The sequence below is a fragment of the Rhodococcus sp. 1168 genome, assembly GCF_002091955.1.
Lineage (GTDB): Bacteria > Actinomycetota > Actinomycetes > Mycobacteriales > Mycobacteriaceae > Rhodococcoides.
Genome location: NZ_MKKY01000091.1, coordinates 396703 through 421868, shown reverse-complemented (window position 1 = coordinate 421868; position 25166 = coordinate 396703). Strand labels below are relative to the sequence as shown.

The following is a 25166-nucleotide window of genomic DNA, read 5'->3' as shown; positions in this document are numbered from 1 at the left end:
GATTAACCCATAGGAGCTGGAGATGGACGAACCCGCCGGCAGGGCGAATAAAGGTATGTTCTTTGAAAGTTGGTCGAACACGCTTTGGCTAATATTAGTGGCGAGCGTGTTGGCGATCGTCTGGATGCTTGTGTCCGGCTCATACACTGATTTTTCGTTAGTGGTGGCGGTTACTGCCGGTAGCGTTTCGCTGATAGCTCTACTTGCACTCAAGTACGTAAAAAATCGTTGATTGACATTCGCCGGGACCTTGGCGAGGTTCCCCTCGCCCTGCGCATCGCTGCGCAAGGCGAGGGAAAAATGAGCAAAGAAGCTCCGTTTTATACTTTGCCCGAGATCAGCTTTCTGGTTCGGATTCGCAGGGTCTTCCCGGAGCGGGTATGAGTTTTGTACCCGTATAGAGTGGTCCGAACTCCATTACCCCTCCGTTGTCGTTGGTGATTTCCCATTCGGTGAAGGCGTAAAATTCACCGTCGACGCACGGCAAGCTGGTGGAGAATCTGAGCTCGTCTTTGCGTCCCAGGAGGGTGCTGTTCACTCCGTCACCTTTCGAGGCCGACTCGACCCACCTCGTTCCTTGGCAAGACATGACCACGTACTTGGCGCAGACCCACGGGCCATTCAACGTTGTTGTCGCTGCGATCTTTTTCTTGGGATCGGTGCAGTAGCCCTTGGTGATGACATTTACCCTCCATTTTTGATGCTCGGACCGATGAGGGTATTCCGTATCGAACCTGCAGTCAGCGTAAGGCTGACCGTACTGCCCCCCCACTTCAACGGTCTCGTTCCAGAAACGAATCTCTCCACCCTGAAACTGTTGGAATGTTGACTCAGGTTGGACAACTAAATCTCCTACCGGGTAGCCGTACTGGCCAGTTTCCACCCCCTTCGATGCCCAGATAAAGCTGATCACGCCGGTGACTGGAAACGCCCCAGTAGCAGGTGACCAGTACATGACACCCCGTTCGAATCCCTGCCGCCTGCCGCCATCTGGGTTCACTAACTCGTCAGTGAGTGGGTATCCGAGTAGAGAACCCGGGGTTTCAGCGCCCGCGGTGTTCCATTTAGCGCGGATCGAGCCTGCTATGGCTGACCCGAGCGCGTTCTGAAACGATACGTAGATCGCTCCGCCTTGAAATTCTTGACGCCGACCAACTCCGTCGGCGTGCGGAATCTCATCTGTGGTCGGATACCCCAGAAACCCGCTTTCCCACCCCAGCGATCCCCACTTCGTGACAAAGCTGTTGACGACGGGGTGTGCGCCGGTGGCGGCGGACCAGTAGATGGGTCCGTTGAGGAATTGGGTGCGTTTGCCGTGGCCGTCGGGGTTGGTGTATTCGGGGGAGTTAGGGAAGGAGAGGAAGCTGGCGGGTCCGCCGAGGGAGTTGTACTTGTCGCGGATGACACCGCACACCGCGTGCGGTGAGGGCCAGTAGTACTGGCAGGACTGCACTGCGCGGGACATGCGCTGGCGCGCTTCCATGGTTTCGGCTTTGTCGGCATCTTCCTTGGTGAACGGTGCCGGGATTTCTTCACGGTCCGAGCGCATCTGACCGGGAACGATGGTGGCGTTGGGGTCTTCGGTCGGTGCCCAGTCCGGATCAGGTTCCGCGGTCTTCGACGACAGGTCGTCGTTCTCGGGTTCGACTGGTTGATCGGGTGCCGGTTCGGCCGGGATCTGCGCCTGCGCTAGTGCAGGCGCAGGCGCCGGTGAAAGGGCGGCTGGTGGGACCACCGCAGGGGTGGTTGCCTCCGGTGCGGCGGGCACTGTGTCACACGACGGCGTGGGAACCGCTGTGGTGGTCGGTGGAGCTGTCGTGGTGGTTGGCGCGGTGGTGGTCGGTGTCGCACACGGATCCACCGGAGCGGGTGCAGTCCCCTCGTCTGTGTCCCGAGCTGGGCGGATGCATTCGCTACGGAGTCGACACCACAGCCAAATTGCTGTTGATGTCCTCGGGCATCCGCTCCCGACGACTGGCACACTCAATCGCTGCGAGTATCACCACCACCGACGAAACGACGGTCGAGTCTCTACGCGAACACCTCGGAGAGATGAGCATCAACACCTGGCGAACCCGCTACGACGCAACGTCGTCTGAACTGACAGATCTACTCGAATTCACCCGACTCCGCGGCCGCAGCCTCCTGAAGGAACTACTCGAAACAAACACCATCACTCTCGAACTTGCTAGCACAACTGGGAGAACAGCAATGCAGTCGTTTGAACTAGCGCTGAGGTATGACTCATCGGAACCCGCTCCGCAGTCGATAGGCTTGTACGACAGGGGCACTCGTATTTCTATTGTCTCCACCCGAGACCACTCCGATATCAAGGCGATTCTCGATACTGGAATGGACCTCGAAGTTGGTATCGATTGGAACGTGACACCGGCGACTATGATCATGTCGCTGAGTACGTCGTGAGCGTGACGTGTAAGGGTTCAACACATCTTTGACCGAGCGTCATCGGTACATACCTTCCGCTTCATCCCTTTTGGAGACTGTTGCGTGTGCCTTCCCCTCAACCTCAAGAATCTGATGCCGGTATTGCCCGCCGAGTCACAGTCCCAATCCGGTTCCGCGCGATCACAGAGGTCCACAACGGTTCATCGGTCAGCGACGTAGCCGAACGGTTCGGCGTCACGCGACAGACCATCACAGCGTGGCGCAAGCGATACGAGAGCTCGGGTCTCGACGGTCTCGTCGACTCATCGAGGCGGCCGCACTCGAGCCCACTACGTATCCACGCGGACGTCGAAGCCCTCATCTGTGAGATGCGCCGACATCACCGCCGTTGGGGCGCACGTCGAATCTGCTTCGAACTCGCAGCCGAACTCGGACAATCAAGCCCATCCCGTACCACCGTCCACCGGGTGCTCGTTCGAAACGGTTTGATCAATCATCAAGAGCAACAACATAAGCGGGTGTACAAACGTTGGCAGCGTGAAGCACCGATGCACCTGTGGCAACTCGACCTCGTCGGTGGGCTGTTTCTCGTCGGCGGTCGCGAATGCAAGATACTCACCGGGATCGACGACCACTCTCGATTCGTCGTGACCGCGGCCATCCTCGAACGGCCCTCCGGTACTGCGGTGTGCGAAGCATTCGTCGTCGCCATCGAGAAGTGGGGCGTGCCGTTCGAGGTGCTCACCGACAACGGCAAGCAGTTCACCGGGAAACACACCCGCCCCCTACCTGTCGAAGTGTTGTTCGAGCGAACCTGCCGCTCGTTCGGCATCACGGCACGACTGACACGCCGTCATTCGCCCACCACGACCGGCAAGATCGAACGGTTCCACCGAACGCTGCGGCGCGAATTCTTGGACGAGGCGGGCGCATTCGCCGACATCGTCGCCGCGCAAGCAGCCCTCGACGAATGGGTGCACGCGTACAACACCATACGACCGCACCAAAGCCTGGAGATGGCCCCACCGGCAAGCCTGTTCCGAGCACGACTCCAACCCGTCACGCGAGATGACACGGCAGACGGCGAAACGAATTCCTCTGCTGCGCCGCAGCGTTCGTCACGTCGACCCATTATTACACCGGCCGAGAGAGTGAGCAGCGCAGTCGAATTCGATACTCGGGTGCCACCGGGCGGCGTCGCCGATGTTGCTGGCGTCCAGCAACTGTGGATCGGCCGCAACCACGCCGGACGCACGGTCACCCTGTGGATCGATTTGGTCAGCATCCACGTCATCCTCGACGGCAGCGTCATCAAGACAGTGCGCTCACGACTGACAAACACAGACCTCGAACGCCTCGCGATGCGCGGCATCCGCCCGGGCCGGCCGGCGCCAGCCTCGGCAGCGGTCGACGCGACATTCTTAGCGACTGCACCGAGACCGATCGAGATCGACCGGACTGCAGGCAGAGACGGCCCTGTCATTGTCGCCGGCACTCGGTTGCGCCTCGGTGTCGACCGTGCCGGCATGCGAGTCACCCTCAGGATTGAGGGCGGGTTGATACACGTCAGTCACGACAACGTCCTGCTCGCGACGTTGTCGAACCCGCTCGAACCCGCCAGGGTGGCCTCGCTGCGCGGCGCACGAGAAGCGACTGGCCCGTTGCCGCCCCCACCGCCGTCAGGCCCGCAGAGCGTGCAGCGGCGCGTACCGAAAGACGGTCGCGTCATGGTCGCAGGCCAGCTTCTCAAAGTCGGCCGCCCTCTCGCTGGAACCATCGTCACCGTCGTGGTCGAAGACAACTACTACCGCGTCCTCGACGGCACGAACGAACTCGGCGTACACGCCCGCACCTCCACCAAACCCATCCGGAACTTCAACGCCCACCGACCCCGAAACGGGTAACCATGTCCCGACGACAATTCGTCAAGCATGTCCCGAGCCCATACACGTCACAGCTGCACGGCGAAATTGGGCGCACCCGAATCGTGCTTCCGTAGCCTCGCAGCCATTTCGGTTGCATCCGCGACGCAGCCGCCCAAAGGCTTAGTTTCGTAGTAGTTCAATCCGACGAGAAGTGCACGGCGGTTCGGACTCACAGGGCGCGCCAACCCGCAACACTTGCGTTCTTCCCAAGGCCAGCACACTGATCGACCATGTTGGCGATTTTCTTCCAGTCCCATGCAACAACTGACGTTCGTGAGAGACCAGAGGGAAGGGTGCTAGTAGAGGTCGCGCCGTTGACGTAGACACCGAAGCATGGCACAGCCTGATCTTTAGCCATCCTAATCTCCTTCGCGACTCCGCCGGCGGTACTCATGTGGGTACCAATGAGAGCAATCAGCATGTGGCAAGAATTGATCTTCTTCTGAATCAAGGCCTCCCACTGTGCTTGCGGGAGAGACGTCTTTGAGGACCAATCCTGTACGGCGAACGGCGTCGGCGAATCGTCCTTCGCTTGTCCGGCGAACAAGATCTTCGAGGTCGCATCATGGTCGAAATCAAAACTGAGGAAAGCGCGCGGCAAAGGCATCGGTCTGCTCCTTATAGCATTCGAGAGCTCTGAGTTGACAGGGAACCAACCACTACAGCTCGATCGCGAGTCGAGTGCCTAACGGTACGCGGCAGGTCCGACAGAACTCGTTCTGTCGGACGCTACGGAGAGGGTGTGGGACGAGAGATGGATCTGCGCAGTAGAAGCCCAACCGCCGCTCCTACAGCAACTGCCACAACTGCACCCCACGTGAATCCGGCTATCTCAGCTGTCAGAACTGCGGTGACTACGGCAAAAACCGTGCTTAGTAGCATCGGGACGTGATCGCGGGCCCACCGTTCTAGCCTCTCCTTTCTGGGAATATTAGCCGCTCCGAATTGCGAGTACTCGACCTCAAGTCGCACTACGTCAGCGCCGCTGACGACGACTGCATCGAGGTCATCGCGTTTCTTCCAGACGGAATCCCGAGTTTTCTTAGTCCAAATTTGGCTGGCAATTACCAGTTCCCGATCGCTGCGCTGGAGGTCGGCGGAGTAGTCTCGGCGGCGGCCCTGGACGGCACTGCCATCAGATAGATACGCGGACACGAACACCGTTGTTCCTGGCTGCAGCTTGTTCGGATGGCTGGGCGACAGCACCGTCGTCCAGCCAGAGACGCTCCGTAGTCCGCCCCCAAGAAGGGCGTTCAGACTTGAGCCGACCAACCAGGATGTTCCGAGTGCGGCACCTACGACCAGAACGAGCGATGCGGCTGCGTTACCGTTGTGGTCGGTGACGTACGACGATCCACCGCGCAAAGCTTGATCAAGGTTTAAGAACGTATCCGGCCAGACGCGGTGCGCAAGGATCGCGAGAACCGAGCCGAAGCTGCTAAATGCAAGCGAAGCCAAAGCGATTCGGCCAATTTCGCGAAATGCGCTCTGCTCCTCTTTCACAACGCGTTTCGCGCTCTGTTGATCGTAAAGAATACCGGGAGCCACGACAACGGCGAAGAGCAGAACCGACAACCAAGTAGTTGGCACGAAACCAGTATCCGTCAGTCGTCCGGGGGAGTCGACTCGATGTCTTCAACTGAGCGGCCGGTCTGGTTACCTTGATCATCAGTCTGCCGTGGAACGAACGTTTCGGAAGTATCCATCTGCTTGTTAAATCTGCCTTCCGACCCATCACGGCCAGTTGGACGTTCGTTACTGCCAGTCATCGAGCTCCTCCAAATATCTAGGCAAGGTCGCCTGTGCGGGTTACACAGCAAGGACGCAGGTCCCAGTCGCCGCGTCGACGTCTGTCCTCGCCACCATAGACATTGCGCGACTGCCTTGCCCCTCGCACCCCTCTTGTCCTGCTCACTGCAGAGTGCCCCGTCAACCTACGAGTAACAACGAATTGAGCAACATCAGCGCCGAGTTTTGTCAACATGTCTTGACGGTGCGGTACCCCCCGTTCCGCCCCGTCAACTACGTGAATCCAGCTGGCATGTCCCCAGTTCCTCCACTCCGCCATTCCGCTCGTGCAGCAGTGAGTCAGGCTCCTCTCGCGCCCTCGTCGACGAAGTATCCGCAGTGAGGCGTCAGCCGCCTACGGCGTCGAGCTGGAGGCGGATCTTGTTCAGCGAGTATTCGACAGATGTCTTCGACAGCAGATTTGTCAGTTTCAGAAGACGACTGCAACGTTTCAGAAGAGAACTGCACGGACGTCGTCAGCGCTTGTTGCGGTACCTCTTCAAGCTGTCTGCTGGCGACAGGTTTATGTCGAACGGGGCCAGCTGGTCGCGGTATGTCTTCTGGCGTCGGGCTGTGCACGTACAGTGTCACCACTGGCCGGAAACAGCGAGAAAGGTACGTTATGGCGGACGAAAAGATCGTTTTTGTCGCATTCGCGATCGAAGATGAACGACAGCGCGACTTCTTGAAGGGGCAGTCTTTGTCTCCTCGCGCGCCGTACAAATTCATCGACATGTCCGTCAAGGAAGCGTACGAGGAGGGCTGGAAGGACAAGGTACGCACCCGAATCAAACGCTCGCACGGCGTGATCGTATTGGTCAGCAAAAATTCTCTTTCATCGACGGGCCAACAGTGGGAGATCACGTGCGCTAAGGAGGAAGGCAAGCGTATCCGCGGAATCTGGGCGTACACGAACGACCGAACCAACCTCCCAGGAGTTTCGACGTTGACGTGGAGTGACACGAACATCAGCAGCTTCATCGATTCGCTGTAATCGTCATGCGTAAAGCACTGATCGTGGGAATCGATCATTACGACCACATCTCACCTCTTCGTGGCTGCGTTAACGACGCGTACAGCGTCAACGGCGTCCTCGAACGTGACGCAGATGGCACCGCCAACTTCACATCGCCCAGGCTCATCACGGGGACAGGGCCGGCAGCTAGCGTAGATCGTCACGACTTACGTGAGGCGGTCCGAGAACTGTTCCGCGACGACGCTGAGATTGCGTTGTTCTACTTTTCCGGACACGGGTACCTCGACGACGCGGGAGGATACTTGTGTTCCAGTGATGCGCGCGGCGGCGACGACGGATTGTCCCTCACTGATGTCATGACCTTCGCCAACCAGTCGCCTGCCACCAACAAGGTCATCATCCTGGATAGCTGCCATTCCGGCTCTGCCGCCGTCTCCGCTCAGGGCGCAGTCCAGGCCGACATACGAGAAGGGGTCACCATCTTGTCGGCATCGACTGCCGAACAGTACGCGATGGAAGAGGGTGGGTCCGGTGTCTTCACAGGATTGCTTGTCGATGCGCTCAGTGGGGCCGCCGCCAACCTGGTCGGTGACATAACGCCTGGAAGTGTGTATGCACACATCGATCAGTCGCTGGGACCGTGGCAGCAACGCCCGGTCTTCAAAACCAATGTCAAGACGTTCGTTTCGTTGAGACGTGCGAAGCCGCCCATCTCGTTGTCCGAGCTACACCAGCTCACCGAAATATTTGACGTTCCCGGCGTCGAGTTGAAGCTGGATCCATCATTCGAGCCGGCGCGATCCGCCGAAGAAGCATCTGATTCTTCGATCCCGGCACCTGACCCCCTCAATATGGCAACGTTCAAAGTGCTGCAAAACTACGCCCGCGTCAACCTCGTGCGACCAGTGGGCGCTGAGCACATGTACTGGGCAGCGATGCAGAACAGATCCTGCGAACTGACGGTCACCGGGGAACACTATTGGAACCTCGTCAACGATCGGCTGATTTAGTGACCAGCATTCCCCGTTCCGCCCTCGATACTCCGGAGCTCATCGAGATCGTTGCCAACGTCGAACACGAGCGTTGGTCTCATTGGCAGCGCTACCTACACCAGCAGTGCGTACAGGGCGCCGACGGCAGCCTCGTCATTCCCGCAGAACTGGTCACGCGGTGGGTCCGTCAGATGGACACCTCGTACGCACAGCTTTCCGAGGCAGAGAAGGAAAGCGACCGGGAACAGGCCATCGAGTATTTGGACGCGCTCCGACAGTATTTGGACGCGATCCCCGGCTCTGTCTGAGGGTGCCATCCAGGCCGCGCCGCCTGGGCACTGCAACACGCGGCGCCCAGACACTTGGCACGATGCTTGTCGTGCTTATTCGCCGCCGGGTGCGTTTGTGAGATGGACGCGCAGCGTAGATGCCGATGCCTCCGAAGGGGCATCGGCATCGTGGTCAATACTTCTGCGAGGTGAGCGAGCGAAGAAAAAACGCTAGGTTGGCTGGTCGTTCGGCGAGTCGTCGCATGAAGTACCCATATCACTGCTCCCCGTAGGGGACATACACTCGCACGTGCTGTTGTTCCTAGGCCAGCCGCCGTTGTTCCACATCTCGTATTCCGTAGAGCATCTGGAACTCGAAGTCAGAGGAGCGGCGGTCGGCTCGACCTGAATCGGCAAGTGCTGGATCACGGCGTCCGATACCGGTTCGCATGCGTTGCAGGGAAGTTGAGCTATCGAACTCATCTTCGACCTGGGTGAAAGTGCTGCCACAGGGCGACGTGTCGGCCAGTCGACACGAAAGTCGGGAAGGTACGCGGCTTTCGTGGTTCCACGCATAGACACCAGCCACTCGTGCACGTCCTGGCACTGCCGAGGCGTGGGTGGGTCGGCCAGCACCCTCGAGGTCTCCTGTGAGTAGAACGAGAAGATGACCGCCAGGCGCGTATCCGGCGTGTCGTGTTCGGTCAATAGTTGCAGCGCTAGATCAATCGGATGCAAGCTCATGGATTGATCCAACCTTGCCGGTGTTGTGTGTACCCCGTCGGTCCGCGGCCGTACCGACACTGACCCACGGCACGTTCAGCACCTTTCAGCGTCGGTCAACCTCACCAGTCAGGGCGGTTGGCCAACGGCCAGGTCCAGATCGGCCACCAGCTAACGTGTGAGAACGTGACTTCCCACCGTCGACCACTTAGGACAAGTGATGGCAAAAAGTTTCGAGTATCCCGCGCCGATTATCGAGGGCTGGGATCGAGGGGCGACAATTTGCCCCCATTGCCAGCACGAGATCCAGATCGGCGAGAGTGTGCACTGGTGGCAAGAGGCGCTTTGGCACACCAAACCCTGCCCGAACCTTGTGTGACCCAAATTTGCCGCGCAGACGCTCTTGAGCACGATGACCGGCAGGGCCTTGACGAGCCGTAGTCAACAAGCTGGCCGCGCACGGTTGTCTGATGAGTTGGGTCCACAAGACCAGCCTTAATTGTAGTGACAATCATTGCCGATAATAGATATACCGTCAACCTGACCGCCGAAACCATGACAGCGATGGACGTCAACTCAGCTTGACGGTGCGGTAACTGCCGTTTACCGGCCCGAGCGTCGACCGCCGACCCCAAACGGTTGTCACACAGTTGTCACAAGTGGGTACGTGCAAGCATGGATTCGGATGTTACGTTGTGGACGATCAGTGCTGGTCAGGGGCGCTGTGGTGGTTTCATGTGGACCTACCGGAATAGGTCTCATGTGGCTGTTAATCGGACGGTTGCTGGTTCGAGTCCAGCCGGGGGAGCGCAAGAGACCCTCTGACCTGCACGCACGTGCGGGACAGAGGGTCTTTTTCGTGCCCAAACACTTCCAGAAAGAGTCGGACGGTCGGGAGTCGACCTGCGTTCGGGTCGTGGCGGCGACCTGGGATCTGTCGTTCTTCGCATGAGCGATCCGGGAGATAGCGGGGTGCCCACTGCCTTCCAGGTTCGCATAGCGCGGTTGTTCTTCACGCTGCCGGCCAGTGGTGGCTTTCTGCTGGCAGGCGGAGCAACTTTGGTAGCGCAAAATCTGTCTGTTGCCGTCCGACGCGGGGATTTGGACTTCTTCACCAGCAGGGCTGGGTGGTGAAGTGCGTGTCGCGAGGGATGAATTCGAATCTGTTGCCGTCGGCCTCGGCTGACGGATCGAGCGTATTCAGAACGCTGAGACCTTCTGCCGCCTGCTTTGTTCACGGTGATGAAGATTTGCTGATGGACCTAGCTCTGGATTCTGTACCGGGCATGCCTGCGACTGCGAGTGTGGTGTGTCCTACGTTCGCGCCGGAAGAACTCGCGGGGCGAAAAGTGGTCGCACTCTTCGACCGTGCGGAGGCGCGAGACTTCGTCGACGTCTACGCACTTCGTTTGCGCTTCGAGCGAGAACTTCTGTCGAGCCGCGCCGGCGAAGTTGCCTCGCAACCGCTCTGAGTTTGGAGGTCTCCGCTGGTGAACCGCACCGGCGAGTCCGGAGACTTTGATGTGCCCCGAGTTCCGTGGCGCCGTGGCGGGGTTTTGTGATGTCATCGGCGCCGGTCACCGTGATTATGAGTGTCGTTGCTGGCAGGCTGTGATACATGCCGTTGTTGAATCACTTTCTGCATCCGGGATCGGCTCATGGGTTGGCGCGATTGCAGACACGTTTGTTGAAGCAGTATCTGGCGTTGACGACGATGCTGTACGTGGCGGGGGTGGCAGCATCGATTTTGCCGCACGGTGATCGGGTTACCGCGAACATCACCGGTGGGGTGATTGCGATCGTTGTCGGCGTCGCGGGGTTGGTTGCGTTATGGGTGCGGCCGCGCACCGTTGTGGGGCATCGGGTGGCGTTGGGGGCTGCATTGATCGCCTCGCCTATGGTGATGGCGTTCCATGTCCTGACCTCGGCACAGTTTCTGTGTTTGATTGCGGTGATGTTTGTGGCGATGTACATCCGCGCATTCCATCGGAACCGTCCGGCTCGTGTCTTGATCGGTGTCCTCGTTGCGTGTGTGCTGGCGGCGGTGTGGTGGGCACCGGCGCCGTTGTCTCCCATCAGCTATTTGGTGTTCGTGGTGGCAATCGTCGGTGCGGCGGAAACGTTCGGTGCTGTGACCAAAGAGTTGATCATCGCCTCGTGCACTGATCCGTTGACGGGAGTGTTCAATCGAGCGGGATGGGAAATAGCGGCCTCGGAAGCGCGCCCCACCGAGCAGATCCGGCGACACACACCAGCTCCGAACTCCCTGACGGTGGTAGCGATCGATGTCGATGACTTCAAGACCGTCAACGACACAGATGGGCACCGCGTGGGTGACGCGATGTTGGTCGAGTTGGCACAGGTTTGGAGGGGGTTGGCACCGCCGGGAACAGTCATTGCTCGGCTCGGTGGGGACGAATTCGCGGCCATGTTGGCCGGGCACCGCGATGAGGTAGTGGAGGCGTTCGTGCAGGCCACCCGCCAACGCCTGTCGCACGTCAGTGTCGGTGTCGCATCTTCGACTACCGGCGGTGAACCTGTTGCGGAGATTTTGGCGCGCGCCGACAGCGACCTGTATCTCGACAAACGCAGCAGATCGCGAGACTGATCGGGATGGCAGCGCGGCCCTTTGCGTTGCCATCCCGATCAATATCGGTGGTCGACCCCGAGGCAATGCGTACCGGTTTGCTCGGCCCAAGGAAGTCGGACGATGGACCCGCTCAGACAACCCACGTGTGTGGGACTGCCCAGTAGCGGTCGAACCGGTTGAACGGAATCAGGTACTCGGTGTCGCCAACTGCGCAGCCCCGCTGTGATGGCATCTCCGAATCGCTCACTGCAGCGGTGAACCAGACGAGGCCGTCACAGTCGGATGCTCGTCCTCAGTGGGAGGCGGCCGCCAGATCGGTCTTGACACGTTCGGTGCGCGCATTCCACATGGCCCAGGCCATGACGACACAACCGACGAACATGACGACCCCGTGGCCGATACGGAGCGCGGGACTAGCAAAGAACTGCGGCAGAAAGAGTGCGAGACCCACTGCGATCGGCAGGCCGGCCCAGGCTGGTAGCACGCCGGACCGTCGAACGGCCAGGGCTGCGAAGATGCCGCCGACAAGGACCAGGACCAGTCCGATACCGAACATCGAAATCTGCACGGCGCCGTTCCTGATGGGATCCGCGAGATCCATGATCGCGGGCTCGGCGTCGGAGACCGCCTTCGCGCCGACGGCGTTGAGGGCGAAGGCCTCGGCGCCGTAGTAGGTCAACGTCAGCCCGACGCCGATCCACGTGAGAACAACGGCAGTTCCTGCAGTCGCTGCACCGGCTGTCGCCGCGACGACGTGTTCGAGGCTTCGGAGGGCAAGCGCGATGGCAACGAATCCCAACATCGCACTCACGTGGGCGACAACCCAATTCGTCTGCGCGAATGCCTCGGCGCCTTCCATACCGACCTCGGTCGAGTACGGCCGCATGATCGGGTAGGCGAGAAACATGACTGCGGCGAACGCCCACAGTGCACTGCCTGCTTTTGCCGACGTCACGATTACTTCTCCTCAGTCGATGGTGCGGTGCCGAAGTTCGTAGCACTGTACTTTAGAACGACACTCGTGCAGGTGAAACCGGCGCCCCCGCCGACGAGCAGAACCTTGTCGCCGTCGCTCAGTGTTCCGGCCGCCTGCAGCGCGCTCAGCCCGACGAACTGGTCACCGGATCCGAGGTGGCCGGTCGTACTTGCAAAGCTCCAGTTGGTCCTGTCGAGATCGACCGGAATGAGCTCCTGCAGTTGCCAATCCAGCTTGGTCCGCCCGACAGCGGGGATGACGACGTGGGCCATCTCGCCGATCTCGCAGTCCGCGTCCTCCAAGGCACCTGCCACCGAGTTTTTCACCGCAGATACGAGACGACCGGCCGCCTCGCGCATTCCTCCGGTTCCGATGAAATGAGTGAATCGGGAGGTGATGTCGATGATCCCGGCTTCGGGGTTCTCGCGGAACTCGGGTCCCCGCACGACCTTCTCCAAGTCGTTCTCCGCCTGCGTGAACGTGGAGAGGATTCGGAAGGCACCGGGGTTGCGGCTCAACACAATCGCCCCGGCACCGTCGCCGTATACGACGCCGTTCTCGGTCTTCCACCGGTCGATGCGATCGCCACCGAAGCGGTCGGCCGTCGTCATCAATATGTTTCCGTCTTCCATCGCAGTCAACAACTGCGACGCAAGCTCCATGCCGCCGAGTCCGACGTTGCACTGCTGCTGGAGGTCGAATGCTCTGGCTCCCGAGTGGGCGGCATGAGCGGCGACGTACGAGGCCGACGGCCACATGTCCACGCCCTGGAACCAGATGCTGCTGTGGAACACGACAGAGATGTCGGTGGGGGCGATACCGGCGTTGTCGATGGCGTCCCGCGCGGCGTTGACGGCCATCTGTGGGGGAGCGAGTTCCTTTTCGATGCAGGCGCCGATGAAGCCGTCGGCGTCGCGATCTTCCTGGGAGTACAACCCGGCCTCGACGGCCCATTGACTGGTGACGCTTTCCGGCAACCAGTGCCCGGTGCCGGTGATGTATGTGTCGGTGACCTTCATTGGATCTGCTCCTGCAGTGTGTGTGAGTCGAGCAACGTGTGGGAGTCCTTCTCGTGCAATGCGCGTGCGGCGTCGGCGTCCCAGGTGATGGGCAGCCGTGCGACGCCGTTCACCAGCAGGCCCTCCGGTCGAGGAACTTCGGCGGGATCGACGGCAAGCGCGAGGCCGGGTAGGCGGCGAAGGATCTCGTTGAAGGAGATCCTGAGCTCGGCGCGGGCCAGGGAAGCGCCGATGCAGAAATGGGGGCCGTGGCTGAAGGACAGATGCTGAGCCTCGTCTCGATCGAGGGCGCACGACTGCGCGTCCTCGAACTTGTCCTCGTCGCGATTGGCCGCAACGAGACTCGGGAGGACCGCGCTACCGGCGGGGATCAGGACTCCGGACAGTTCGACGTCCTCGGTTGCGATGCGCAGCAACCCTTCCGTCCCGGGACCGAACAGGCGCAGTAGCTCTTCGATGGCGGTGTCGATGAGTTCGGGACGGTCCCTGAGCTCGTCCAGTTTCGTGGGCTCGAGCAGCAGAGCAAAGATTCCGTTGCCGATCATGTTGACGGTCGTTTCGTGCCCGGCGACGAGGAGGGTCACACCGAGGAAGACCAGTTCGAGATCGGAGATTCTGGGGTCTTCCGCGTTTTGAACGGCAAGTTCCGAGAGTATGTCGCCCTGCGGATCGGCCTTCTTCGTCTCGATCAGCTGATTGAGATAGGTGAACAGCGCAACCTGCGCTTCTTTGACCTGCTCAGGTGTGTATTCTTTGCTCGTCGTCGCCAGGAATGCCCTGGACCAGGCACCGAACTGCGGACGATCCGACATGGGGACGCCCAGCAACTCACAGATGATCTGTACCGGCAGCTTTGCTGCGAACGACTCGATCAGGTCGGCGTCGGGTCCGGCGACGATCATATCCGTCAGGAACGATGAGACGTGCTGTTCGATGTGCGGAACGAGCGTGTTCACGCGCCGAGCGGTGAACGTGCCGCTGATCATCTTTCGGACGCGGGAGTGGTCGGGTGGATCCATGTTGAGCAGGGTGGGGAAGTTCTGTGGAACCGGACCCAGCCGAGGCGCGCCTTCGGCCAACGTGGCAGCTCGGGAGAATCGTCGATCACCGAGGACGGTCTTGACGTCTTCGTATCGCGTGACGAGGAAAGCGGAATCGCCCGACGGCATATTCACCACAGCGACGGCCTCATCGGTTTGTATGGTGCTGTACTCGGAGGCGATCTCCATGGCTGAGGGCCGCTCGAAGGGGTATGAGTATGGGCAACGAGCGCCGTCGTTTCCGTTCTGCATCTGCGGTAGCAGCCTTTCGGGACGTGGGAAGCGATCTCGTCGAAGGTTAAGCTGGTGTGTACGAGCCGGTCAACGCTCCTCTGCAGGACCTTTAGCGAGTCTTTGGCGAGATGCAATCACAGTGCAATCCAAATGAATTCGTTGCTTGCTACGGTCGGTCGATACACTCGAATCCAAGAACCAGGGGAGCCGCATCGTGGGCGAATACATTCCGAACGAGGGCGAGACGATCGACACCGATGTACTGGTCGTCGGCGGTGGTCCCGCAGGCATGGCGCTCGGGGTGGCATTGGCGATGCACGGTGTCGATGTCACTGTACTCGAGGGATCGGCAACCTCGACCAGATCCTTTCGCGGCGAGTCCATCTCACCGGACTCGGTGTTCGTGCTCCGAGCACTCGGCGTGTTCGATCATCTGTCCCCGGCGTCGTACATGACAGTCGACGGACTCCGAATCGTCGATTCCGGGACCTCGGTTCTCTCGCTCAGGTTCGAGGAACTTCGACGCGACTCCGAACTACCGACCGAGGTCCCCCAGGACGTGCTGCTCGACGCGATGTTCGTCGGAGCCGATCACAAGAAACTCCGGATGATTCGTGCTGCGACGGTCACCGAACTCGACCGTACCTCCGGGCGGATCAGCGGAGTCCGCTTCCGCTGCAACGGAATAATGCATTCGGTGCGCTCCCGTCTCGTGGTCGCTGCGGACGGACGTTACGGGACTACGACGGCGATGGCATCGCTTCCGTCCCGGCGCAAACCGATGCAACGTGACTTCCTGTGGATCAAGGTGACCGCGCCGGAATCCTGGGACCGATCGCGCTATCAGGTTCGCATGAAAGCCGATTCCCACGTCATGTGCATTCCGACGATCCCGGACCTCGTACGTCTCGGTGTCAACATCCCACCGGGTGGACTTCGTGAGATTCGCGCATCCGGTTTGCCTGCGCTGCACGATCGAATCGCCCGACTCGTACCGGAACTCGCCGACACGGTTGCGGAACAAATCGGTTCGTGGCGCGATACGTCCGTGCTGGATATTTTCACCAGCTACACACCGCGTTGGTCGACTCCGGGCCTCGTGGCGATCGGTGATGCGGCGCATACACTTTCACCGGTCCTGGCTCAGGGTGTCAATCACGCTATTCTCGACGGCGTCGTACTGGCGGATCTGTTGCCGCCGGCCCTCACCCACTCGACGGACATCGCAGTCGACGACGCCTGCAGACGTTTTCAGGCGCTGCGCGAGGAATCGGTCGAGGCCGCACGTTCGCTGCAAATGCGTCAGGAGTTGGCCTTCGCGCAACGGGGAATTGCCGCGGAGATCGGACGCCGTTCCATCTACCGCGCTATCGAGCGATCGGCGTTCCTGAAGAAAAGGATCTGGGGTCCGATCTACTACAGCCTGTTGAACTCCGACAGTGTTGCCAGGCAGGCCGTCGACCGACTTGCGGCCATCCGCGCCGGGGCACGCGTCGAAGTCTGAGAACATGCAATACGCCGATACCGATGCGACATCGGTATCGGTGTATTGCGTTGCACTACAGGAGGATCATCTCTCGGATCGCTTCGCAATCGCGTTCGAGAATGGATTGGTGCACGCTGCGAACTTGCCGACCGGGCTCGACTCCGTAGTCTCCTTGGAGCGTGTGCCGCAATCGGTTGTAGACCTCGAGCGCCTCGATCTGCCGCTCGGACAGGTACAACGCCCGCATCAGTTGGCGGTGCATCGTTTCGCGCACAGGAAACTGCCGGGTCAGTTTACGCAGCTCGCCGATCAGTGGGGCGACTTCTCCGCGTGCCAGCATCACTTCGTTGCGTTGCTCCAGACACGCGAGGTAACCCTCGTTCATCTCGTCCACGGCTGCTTCCAGTAGCGGACTGTCCGATAGTCCCGAGAGAAAAGGGCCGCGGTACAACGCCAGCGCGACTTCGAAGTCCTCCCAGGCACCGTCGAGATCTCCGGATCTGGCCTTGGGGCGGGCGTTCTTGACCGCATCGTCGAACACACACCAATCGACGTCAAGTTTGTTCACTGCGAGTCGATATCCGCCGGCTCGGGTTTCGATGAGTCCTGGAAAGTGGCCACAGGAATCGAGGAACGAACGAAGCTGCGAAATGTAGACGTGTATGGATTCACGGCTGCGCTTGGGTTGATTGGACCCCCACACGATGTCTGCCACGGTCTCCATCGAGACAGTATTGCCTGGGTCGATCACCAGGGAAGCCCACACCGACCTGAGCTTCGTCCCGCTGGGAATCTCGAACACTGTGTCTTGTGAATCCAGTTCGAGGGCGCCGAATGTTTTGATCGAAATACCTCTACCCTCGAGTTTCGACACGCTCATTCTGGTGAGTTTCCTTCATTCGGTTCTACTTAGCTTCTGCCGAAGTCCGATATTACCGAAATGGAACATATTTCTCGTTGTGAGAGTGATCTGTTCATATTGGGGTCGTGCTGCGGACACCTGCTCGAAATCGATACTGCCGAATCGATACTGCCGAGCAAGTATCCGCTACGCGGAGTTACAACGAGACAGCGTCTCGTGCTCGCGTGACCAGCGACCAAATCGAGTCGGGAGTGGCAAAATTCTCGGCCGTCAGCTGGTCATCGGTGATCGCTATTCGGTATTCACGTTCGAGGTCGCCCAACAGCGCGACGAGCGCCAGCGAATCCAATCCGGCATTCTTGAGGTCCTCGTCGGCCTTCAGGCCGCCGTCGATCGACAGACGGGGAATGGCTCGCGAAATGTGGCGTTCGAAGTTTCGATCCCACGCCGTCTCGGGTGTGTGATCCGCCGGCTGCTGTGCGTCGTGTGTGGTCATAGTCAGATCCTGTCTGTCGAAGTGAATTCTTGTGGCTGATATCGTTTCGGTTCCACGAACGAGTACCTCGGCGGGAGCGGGCCGGGAAAGGAATCCCATCAAGCTCGCAGACAGCCCGTAGGCACCGACGTTGGGAATCTCGATCAAGTCGCCTGGGTGGGGGTCGGCGAGGTCGGCGTTCCTGTTGAGTACGTCGGCCGGTGTGCACAGCGGCCCTGCGATGACGATGTCACGCGTATCCGTGTCGTCGTCGGTCTCGATTCCGGTGACGTCCCCGCGCGTCGCCCCGGCCATGACATGTGCAGACACGGGTAGAACGCGTCCAATGCCGGACAGACCGCCGACATGGTGAATTCCGGTGTCCGTGATCACATATCGTCGGTCGCGGCTGTCTTTGACATCCATGATCTGCGCGACGAGCGCCCCGGAGTCCGCCGTGAGATACCGGCCGGACTCGAACACGATTCTTGTCTCCCCGGTACGCCAGCCCGGCAGCCGGGCATCGAGCGCACTCGCGATGGACTCTTGGAGCTGCTGGTAAATCGGCCTGCGTCCGGAGGATGCGTACGGCGCAGCGAAACCGCCACCGAGATCGAGAACCTTCAGCTCGATTCCGAGTTCGTCGCGCAGTCTGCAGGCCGTATCGATGCTGTTGATCATCTCGACCACGAGCGCGGACTCGTCGGATGCGTTACTGAGGGGGTAGAAGTGGAACCCGTGCACCTCGATCGACGGAAGGTCGATGTCGTCGCGGGTCAAGGGCATTGTGCCGGTATCGATTCCGAACTGCGACGACGCTCCCGTCATGCGCATCCCTGCACCGCCCGGGGCCGAATCGCTGTTGACCCGAAGCAGAATGCCGATTCCGACGGACAATCCGTCGGCGAGGGCGGACAGGCGCCGAAGGTCGGTTCGAGATTCGGAGGAGAACTCCCGGACGCCGCTGGCAATGGCGTGAACGATTTCCTCGTCCGTCTTTCCCGGCCCGGTGTAGATGATGTCCGCCGCGGGGAATCCGGCGGACAAGGCTGCGTCGAGCTCGCCGATCGAGCTGACTTCCGCGGAGCACCCTGCGAGTCGAAGTACCTCGGCCACTGCGGGATTGGGATTTGCCTTCAGTGAGAAATAGATGGAACTCGGCTGTGGTAGCGCGCGGGTGAGATCGCGCGCGGCCGCGTCGAGTTTGTCCGCGTCGAAGATGTAGACCGGTGTCCCGAATGTACGAGCGATGTCCGTGTTGCGTGTCATGGTGTGTCCTTCGTCAGTGCGAGCTCTGCGCGGCGAGTGTCGACTTTTCCGTTGGGAGTGAGGGGGAGTTCGTCGAGTACGACGCATCGTGTCGGTATCTTGGCTGGTTCGAGTACTGCGGCGAGAGCGCTCAAAATTTCGCTTCCCGACGCGGTGGCCGTCACGACGATCGACAAACCATGTTCGTCGGTGGGCTTGAGGACGATTACCGACTGCACGATGTCCAGTGATTCGACGGCGGCGGATATTTCGGACACGCTGGTCCGGACGCCGGCGGCTTTGAAGATGTCGTCGCGACGACCGGTGAAGTACAGATAGCCGTCGGCGTCGATGCGACCGTAATCGCCGGTGAGCAACATTCGTTCGCCCGAGAGCGCGTCGACGCCGAAGCGTTCGGCAGTCAGTTCGCCCGCGCCCCAGTATCCGGCCATGACATGTGGTCCGATGGCAACGATCTGACCGTCGGTCCCAGGTTCGACAGGGCGCCCCGAGTCGTCGAGCACGGCGATCCGAGTTCCCGGAATAGCTCGTCCCACCGACCCTGGACGATCAAGGTCCAGGTCCGGCTCGGCGATGGTGACGCGCTTGCATTCGGTGATGCCGTACATGGCGATGATCGCCGCATGGGGAAATATGATGCGAAGCTCGGCGATCCGGGACGGCGGCAGGTCCGCGCCGGTATTGGTGACCATCCGAACCGTGTCGACGCTGCCACCGCGGGACAGCAGAGTGTGCAGCATTCCTGCAACTGCTGGAACCGCAGGCACCACGGTCACGGGTCGCGATCTGATCGTCCTGAGCAGGCCCAGGGCGTTCGAGGCATCGGCGAGTACCACGGACGCACCGGACGCGAACGACAGCAGAACCTGATAGAGGCCGTAGTCGAAGGACAGAGGCGACATGAGCAGAACGGTGTCGCTTGCTCGGTACTCGAGCTGCCGCCCGATCGAACCTACAGCGAATACGATTGCCGCTGCCGGACAGATGACGCCCTTGGGCTTGGAGGTGCTGCCGGAGGTGTACATCAGCAGTGCTGGTTCGTCGTCGTGGACCGGTCGTCGGAGGGTCGGTTCGGGTGGCTTCGCGGTGCCGAGGCCGACCCAGGTCAGCACCGGAGACGCGAAGGCCGCCGTGTTTTCCGGGAGCTGCTCGACGACCACGAGTGCGGGTGTGCAATCGTCTGCGACAGAGGCTAATTGAATGTCCGTCATGGACGGTGGGAGGGGGACTGCAACGGCGCCGACTGACCAAGCCGCGAACACCATCGCCACAGCAGGAACGTCGTTGGTCAATCGGGTGACGACGCGATCACCGCGGCCGACACTCGCGGCCACAAGAGCCGTCGATGTGGTCGCGACCAACTCGGCGAGCGTCCGGTAGTCGACCGTTCGCCCATCGGGTGCGTGGAGCGCGACGGACGTCGGTGACTCGATCGCGGTCAGGTCGAGCAGATCAGAAGGTATGACGTGCAGGGGTTCAGAGGTCGGGGGCGTCGAAATAAGGGTCGTGTTCATTGCACTCCGTTTCGGACTCGGTATTCTGCCGGGGGAAGGTACAGGTGGGCGATGATTGCGCCGGCCACGAGGAACACCCCGCCCACACAGAAGGCGACCGTTGACCCTGTGGAGAAAGCGGACATGGCCGATTCGCGCAATGCGTCGTCACCCAGTCGATCGGCCTCGAGGAGAGTGGCCCCGAGCGATGCGTTGTCGACGGATGGTCCGTGCAGGTTCGAGCCATAGACGACCGACAGCACGGAACCGAGGACGGCGACGCCGAGTGCGTACCCGATCTCCTGCATCGTGTCGTGGACGGCGGCGGCTTCACCCACCCGATGCGAGGGCACTGCCGCGACCATCGACTCGGTCACCAGAGGTAGGGCCAACCCGACGCCGAGCCCGGCTACGAATACCGCTCCGAGCACGATGTGGAGTTCGCCTCCGACCAGCGACAGGGTCACCGATGCCAGCGCTGCGACGATCAGTCCGGCCACTACCACCGGCCGTCGACCGAAACGGTTCGAACACGGTGTGGACGACGTGACCCCGAGGATCAGCGCGACCGTTACCGGGGCTACGGCGAGACCGGCCGACGATGGGGACAGTTCGAATTGGAACTGAAGCTTCTGCGTAAGCACGAACAGGGTGCCGGCGAGCGCGAAGAACAACAACATGTTCGATACGGACGCCCCGAAGAACTCCCGACGTCGATGGCGCGCTGTCGTGGGATCCGAGTCCGTGAGATCGGCCGAGAACGAACCGGATTGCTTGCGCGACCGAGAAACCCATGCCGCGAGAGCCAGGATCCCGGCGACCCCGATGAGGACGGCACCGACGATAGTCTCGTCGCTGACGACCGTCACACCCAGGACGAAGGTGGTGATCGCTCCGGACGCCAGCACCAGGAGCCGACCGTTCACAGCAGACCGTGGCAGCGTGGCCGTCGGTGACACCACACCGAGGACCACCAGGGCCATGACAGCGGATCCGGCGGCGGACACGCCGAAGATGTAGTTCCATCCCCATCCTTCGACGAGAACTCCACCCACAATCGGTCCACCTGCGGCACCGGCCACCGAGACCGCGCTCCACACGGCGATAGCGCGAGATCGCCCGGCATCCGAGGCGGTCGCCACGACGAGTGCGAGGGTCGACGGCATCACGAAGGCCGCACCGATGCCCATCAGTGCGCGGGCGAGCATGATTGCAGGCACGTTGTCGACGGAGGCGGCTGCTGCGCCGCCGAGCCCCGTGGACAGGAGGCCGATCAACAAGACTGTTCGGGCACCGATTCGGTTGCACAGATGCCCTGCGGGCAACAGCATGGCTGCGAATGTCGCCGAGTAGACGACCACGACGAGACGCAGTGCAGCCGAGGACAATCCTAGGTCCGTCGACATGGAAGGCAGTGCGACGTTGACGGCCGAGCTGTTGAAGATGACGATCGTGACGGCCGCCGACATTGCGACCAGAACTACCCAGGACCGTCGCACAGCCCGCACCTCGGTGACGGTCACAGCGGATTCACCGCGACAGTGTGCTCGCGACTGTCCCGAGTGCGAAGACGCAGCACGTACATTGTGACCGAGCCGAGGAGGAGCGACGTGCCCGCGACCGTGTAGAGCACCGTGAAACCGTGCTCCAACCGCAGCATGGCGACGCCGACTATCGGTGCGAGGGCGCTGGGAGCAACGACCGCTGTATTGAGCAGGCCGAGGTCACGGCCGTAATGCTTGGGATCGGGCAGGAGTTCGGTGAGCAGTGCGAAGGCCGGTCCCATGAACGCGCCGAGTCCTGCACCGAGTACGGCTGCTGCACACAGGATCAGGGGCCACGAGTCCACGAAGCCGAAGGTCGATGCGGCGACACCTGCGACGGCGGAACCGATCACTGCGGGTCCGGTACGGTCCGCGATCCGATCGGATATCGTGCCGCAGATCAGGGCGCTGAGCACGACCGAGACCACGAAAAGGCCGGTCAACAGGATGAGGGCGCTTGCCGGCTCTGGCCGCGCGAGTTCGTCGTGAACGAAGAAGTACAGGAACTGGGTGATGTTGCCGAGTCCGAACAGCACCAGGGTTCGGCTGGTCCACCCCAGCCACAGTTCGGATGTCGAGCTCGACCGACCGACGCGAATCGGTGGTGCCGTCGGGTGTGCAAGCGCCGGTGCCGGGTCACGCGCCGTCGGAGCCGCGATGAACGACACCGCGATGAACGGCGCCGCGAGCATCGTGACCACGCCGGCAACCACCAAATAGGAAATCGACAGATCGGTCGACACCGACGCGACTACCGTTCCCAGTAGAGCAGCGAACATCTGTGCGGCGGCGAGCTTTCCGCCGATCCGCGCGCGGTGTCGGGTCGGTATCTCGTCGGCGACACTCGCCTCGACCCCGCACTGGATTGCGGCGATTCCGGTCTGAGTTGCGCACCACCAGAACACCAATTCGAGGCCGCTGTCGGCTTGGCCCGCCATCACCAGGCAGCCCACGGCCACGGCCACACCGATCATGGACACCGTTCGTCGGGCGACCGTAGGTAGACAACGATCCGACAGAGCACCGACTATGGGGTACGCGAGAAGCATCACCACGCTGCCTGCAGCGGAGATCAGACCGAAGAACAGCTCTTTGTCGGCCGGGTACATGCGTTCCGCCGCCACAGCGAGAAGAACTTGGGTCGGTGCGAAGAAGGCTACCCATGCAGCCAGTCCGGCGAGAGCGAGCCTGGTCTCGAGTCCGCGCGGCGGCGACGTGTCGCCGCCCTCATGCCGCGCGGCACGGAGGTCACGATCGGAGTCCAGTGTCATCGGGTGCCCACCGACTCAGCCGTGGTGCGAACGATGCGTTCGACCAAGCCGAACAGTTCGTCGCTGTTGTCGGTCGTGAGAAAATGTCCGCCGTCGACCATGGTGACCGTGAAGTCGCTCGTCGTGTGTCGGTCCCACTGTGTCAGCGACGCCGCGGCGACCAGGAGATCGCCGGTCCCACCGATCGCGTGAATCGGTATCGGCAACGATGTGCCCGTTGCAAGGCGAGCGCTCTGGCAGACCCTGATGTCGTCTTTCACCACCGTCAGGAGCGGGCCGAGCCATTCCGGCCGCTCGAGCAACATCGGCGGAAGACCGCCGAATGCCGCAAGGCTACGGGCGATTTCGAGGTCGGACAGTGTGTCCAGTGGCAGTGGCAGGGTCGGCAGATGTGGTGGTGAACTTGCTGCCACCACAAGTGATTCCGGGAGACGACGGCCTGCTTCGAGGGCTCGGGTTGCAAGTGTGTAGGCGACGAGCGCGCCCATACTGTGGCCGAACAGGACGTAGGGGCGGTCCATCTCGTCTGCAAGTTCGATCTCGAGGAGGTCGACCAGGGCGTCGAGATTGGTGAAGCATGGCTCGTGCCTGCGATCGTCGCGGCCCGGTAGGTGGACGGGCACCACGGTCAATGCGTCGGACTCGGTCCAGCGTCGGTATACCGATGCGGATCCACCGGCGTGGTGGAAGCACAGCACTGTAGGTGCGTCGGTGACGGTCATGCCGCAGTCCGGCCCAGGTCGATCGGTGCCAGGAACGGAAACCGGGAGCCGAGCGAGAGCAATATCGACAATGCCGTGCCGGTGATCGGCCTTCGTCCCGACTGCCGGGTCAGCGCGCCGATCGTCAACAGTCGTACGGCCGTCATGTGTGTCGGCGACCCGTGAACGTCGTCGAATTCGACGACGCGCGAGCACACCAGCCGGTCGAGCAGCAGCTGCGACTCGGCCGCCGGTGTGATCTCGTCGCGACTGCTCCTGATGTAAAGCACCGGTATCTTGATCCGATCGAGTTCGCGATCGTCGAGCGCGCACTGCGCCAGGGTCGATTCGAAATCCGATCCCGTTGCGCCGGTGACATGTTCGAGAGTGCGAACCGTCGTCCTGGGGAGTTCGCCCGCGAGAGAGGCTGCGCTGAAGAGATACCGGACAGGGGCACCGACGGTCACGATGGAACGAATACGTGGATCTGTCGTCGCAGCGCGCAGGACGACAGTGCCGCCGAAGCTCATCGCAAGAGCATGAACGCCGTCGATCATCATTCGTGCTGCTACCGCGTCCACCACCGCGGAGATGAGCATCGAACTGGCCCCCGTGTATCGAGTCGAGTTCTCGCCGACGCCGGGGAAATCGACGATCACTACGGCCATGCCGAGGGCGCGGGCGGAAACGAGGATGTCCGCCCATTGTTCTTTCGGGCTCACGATCCCGCCGATCACCAAAAGCAACGGGGCCGGACCATCGCTGGGCAGGCCACGGAACCAAACGGGAACGTTGGTGCCGTCGATACGTGCCGCAAGCTTCTCCACACCCTCGACGTCGGCGGCCCACGCTGCGAACCGGACGGTGCAGTCCTTGTAGGCCTGCTTCTGCCCTGGTGTCGACGCGAACGGGAATCGTGCCAGATTCAGACACTGAACGGCGTCTCGGTGCTTCCCCTCATGCGCGAATGCGGTTGCAGCACCGACCCATGCGTCGGCCCAACCGCCATCCCCGTCGTCCAGGGTGGTGATGGAGGCCAATGTCGACCGACAACGCCGAGCACTCATTCCCTGTGCCCGTGCGTGCAGGACGACCAGATTCTTCACTTCGTCGAGATAGTCCATGGC

The 25166-nt window shown here is 61.2% G+C and carries 23 protein-coding genes and 1 pseudogene; 10 read left to right on the top strand and 14 right to left on the bottom strand.

What is annotated here, in order from left to right:
* Positions 1-22 precede the first annotated feature (22 nt).
* Complete coding sequence (locus BJI47_RS23875) at positions 23-232, top strand: hypothetical protein (protein ID WP_125458798.1); 210 nt, start codon at positions 23-25, stop codon at positions 230-232.
* A gap of 105 nt (positions 233-337) precedes the next feature.
* Here BJI47_RS23875 and BJI47_RS22830 read toward each other — a convergent pair whose 3' ends face one another.
* Complete coding sequence (locus BJI47_RS22830; RefSeq protein WP_254900756.1) at positions 338-1735, bottom strand: hypothetical protein; 1398 nt, start codon at positions 1733-1735, stop codon at positions 338-340.
* Between BJI47_RS22830 and BJI47_RS22825 the strand changes: the two genes are divergently transcribed.
* Both BJI47_RS22825 and BJI47_RS22820 read left to right on the top strand, forming a co-directional pair.
* Entirely contained in the window at positions 1726-2424 is a 699-nt protein-coding gene (locus BJI47_RS22825; RefSeq protein ID WP_139804876.1) for a hypothetical protein, read from the top strand. The two genes, BJI47_RS22830 and BJI47_RS22825, sit on opposite strands and share 10 nt — an antisense overlap.
* A 122-nt stretch (positions 2425-2546) precedes the next feature.
* Positions 2547-4310, top strand: a complete 1764-nt coding sequence (locus BJI47_RS22820; RefSeq protein WP_088945928.1) for an IS481 family transposase — start codon at positions 2547-2549, stop codon at positions 4308-4310.
* A 190-nt stretch (positions 4311-4500) separates the two neighbouring features.
* Here the strand turns inward: BJI47_RS22820 and BJI47_RS22815 are convergent, their stop codons facing one another.
* Entirely contained in the window at positions 4501-4938 is a 438-nt protein-coding gene (locus tag BJI47_RS22815; RefSeq protein ID WP_088945825.1) for a hypothetical protein, read from the bottom strand.
* 122 nt (positions 4939-5060) lie between these two features.
* Positions 5061-5921 carry a DUF6338 family protein gene (locus tag BJI47_RS22810; protein WP_088945824.1) on the bottom strand — a complete coding sequence of 287 codons (861 nt, stop codon included), beginning with the start codon at positions 5919-5921 and terminating at the stop codon, positions 5061-5063.
* An 820-nt stretch (positions 5922-6741) separates the two neighbouring features.
* Here BJI47_RS22810 and BJI47_RS22805 point away from each other — a divergent pair.
* From BJI47_RS22805 to BJI47_RS22795, 3 genes are read left to right on the top strand one after another with little or no spacing between them, the layout of a single operon-like run.
* Positions 6742-7113, top strand: coding sequence for a TIR domain-containing protein (locus BJI47_RS22805; RefSeq protein ID WP_088945823.1), 372 nt, complete (start codon positions 6742-6744; stop codon positions 7111-7113).
* 5 nt (positions 7114-7118) lie between these two features.
* The gene (locus BJI47_RS22800) at positions 7119-8105 is read left to right on the top strand and encodes a caspase family protein (RefSeq protein WP_088945822.1); all 987 of its coding nucleotides are present in this window, start codon (positions 7119-7121) and stop codon (positions 8103-8105) included.
* Positions 8105-8395 carry a hypothetical protein gene (locus tag BJI47_RS22795; protein WP_217808574.1) on the top strand — a complete coding sequence of 97 codons (291 nt, stop codon included), beginning with the start codon at positions 8105-8107 and terminating at the stop codon, positions 8393-8395. Before BJI47_RS22800 ends, BJI47_RS22795 begins: the two co-directional genes overlap by 1 nt.
* Positions 8396-8549: 154 nt before the next feature.
* Here the strand turns inward: BJI47_RS22795 and BJI47_RS24860 are convergent.
* A pseudogene (locus BJI47_RS24860) lies at positions 8550-8738 on the bottom strand (proline dehydrogenase family protein); the annotation flags it as partial.
* 1289 nt (positions 8739-10027) lie between these two features.
* Between BJI47_RS24860 and BJI47_RS22780 the strand changes: the two are divergent.
* The 3 genes from BJI47_RS22780 to BJI47_RS22770 all read left to right on the top strand — a co-directional run bounded on the left by BJI47_RS22780 (position 10028) and on the right by BJI47_RS22770 (position 11687).
* The gene (locus tag BJI47_RS22780; protein WP_088945820.1) at positions 10028-10213 is read left to right on the top strand and encodes a hypothetical protein; all 186 of its coding nucleotides are present in this window, start codon (positions 10028-10030) and stop codon (positions 10211-10213) included.
* 122 nt (positions 10214-10335) lie between these two features.
* Positions 10336-10551: a nucleotidyl transferase AbiEii/AbiGii toxin family protein gene (locus BJI47_RS24275; protein WP_217808573.1), complete on the top strand. Its 216-nt coding sequence runs from the start codon at positions 10336-10338 to the stop codon at positions 10549-10551.
* A 146-nt stretch (positions 10552-10697) separates the two neighbouring features.
* Positions 10698-11687: a diguanylate cyclase gene (locus tag BJI47_RS22770; RefSeq protein WP_088945818.1), complete on the top strand. Its 990-nt coding sequence runs from the start codon at positions 10698-10700 to the stop codon at positions 11685-11687.
* Positions 11688-11961: 274 nt separating this feature from the next.
* Here the strand turns inward: BJI47_RS22770 and BJI47_RS22765 are convergent, their stop codons facing one another.
* From BJI47_RS22765 to BJI47_RS22755, 3 genes are read right to left on the bottom strand one after another with little or no spacing between them, the layout of a single operon-like run.
* Positions 11962-12624, bottom strand: coding sequence for a hypothetical protein (locus tag BJI47_RS22765; protein WP_088945817.1), 663 nt, complete (start codon positions 12622-12624; stop codon positions 11962-11964).
* Between the two features lie 2 nt (positions 12625-12626).
* Positions 12627-13664 carry a ketoacyl-ACP synthase III family protein gene (locus BJI47_RS22760; protein ID WP_088945816.1) on the bottom strand — a complete coding sequence of 346 codons (1038 nt, stop codon included), beginning with the start codon at positions 13662-13664 and terminating at the stop codon, positions 12627-12629.
* Entirely contained in the window at positions 13661-14893 is a 1233-nt protein-coding gene (locus BJI47_RS22755) for a cytochrome P450 (RefSeq protein WP_254900755.1), read from the bottom strand. The genes BJI47_RS22760 and BJI47_RS22755 overlap by 4 nt, the downstream gene beginning before the upstream one ends.
* A gap of 259 nt (positions 14894-15152) precedes the next feature.
* On the opposite strand from BJI47_RS22755, the gene BJI47_RS22750 reads away from it, so the two are divergent.
* Positions 15153-16442, top strand: a complete 1290-nt coding sequence (locus BJI47_RS22750) for an FAD-dependent monooxygenase (RefSeq protein WP_125458794.1) — start codon at positions 15153-15155, stop codon at positions 16440-16442.
* A 55-nt stretch (positions 16443-16497) separates the two neighbouring features.
* On the opposite strand, the gene BJI47_RS22745 is transcribed toward BJI47_RS22750, so the two are convergent.
* The 7 genes from BJI47_RS22745 to BJI47_RS23860 form a co-directional block, all read right to left on the bottom strand.
* Positions 16498-17304 (bottom strand): AfsR/SARP family transcriptional regulator, encoded by an 807-nt coding sequence (locus BJI47_RS22745; RefSeq protein WP_088945814.1) that lies wholly within the window; start codon positions 17302-17304, stop codon positions 16498-16500.
* A gap of 178 nt (positions 17305-17482) precedes the next feature.
* Entirely contained in the window at positions 17483-19030 is a 1548-nt protein-coding gene (locus BJI47_RS22740) for a phosphopantetheine-binding protein (RefSeq protein ID WP_088945813.1), read from the bottom strand.
* Positions 19027-20544, bottom strand: a complete 1518-nt coding sequence (locus BJI47_RS22735; protein ID WP_088945812.1) for a class I adenylate-forming enzyme family protein — start codon at positions 20542-20544, stop codon at positions 19027-19029. The genes BJI47_RS22740 and BJI47_RS22735 overlap by 4 nt, the downstream gene beginning before the upstream one ends.
* A complete protein-coding gene (locus BJI47_RS22730) occupies positions 20541-22046 on the bottom strand; it encodes an MFS transporter (protein ID WP_088945811.1) in 1506 nt (501 codons plus the stop codon). Before BJI47_RS22730 ends, BJI47_RS22735 begins: the two co-directional genes overlap by 4 nt.
* The gene (locus BJI47_RS22725) at positions 22043-23338 is read right to left on the bottom strand and encodes an MFS transporter (protein WP_088945810.1); all 1296 of its coding nucleotides are present in this window, start codon (positions 23336-23338) and stop codon (positions 22043-22045) included. The genes BJI47_RS22730 and BJI47_RS22725 overlap by 4 nt, the downstream gene beginning before the upstream one ends.
* A complete protein-coding gene (locus BJI47_RS23865; protein WP_125458793.1) occupies positions 23335-24060 on the bottom strand; it encodes a thioesterase II family protein in 726 nt (241 codons plus the stop codon). Before BJI47_RS23865 ends, BJI47_RS22725 begins: the two co-directional genes overlap by 4 nt.
* On the bottom strand, positions 24057-25163 hold the full coding sequence (locus tag BJI47_RS23860; protein WP_125458792.1) for a S9 family peptidase: 1107 nt from the start codon (positions 25161-25163) through the stop codon (positions 24057-24059). Before BJI47_RS23860 ends, BJI47_RS23865 begins: the two co-directional genes overlap by 4 nt.
* Between the last annotated feature and the right edge of the window lie 3 nt (positions 25164-25166).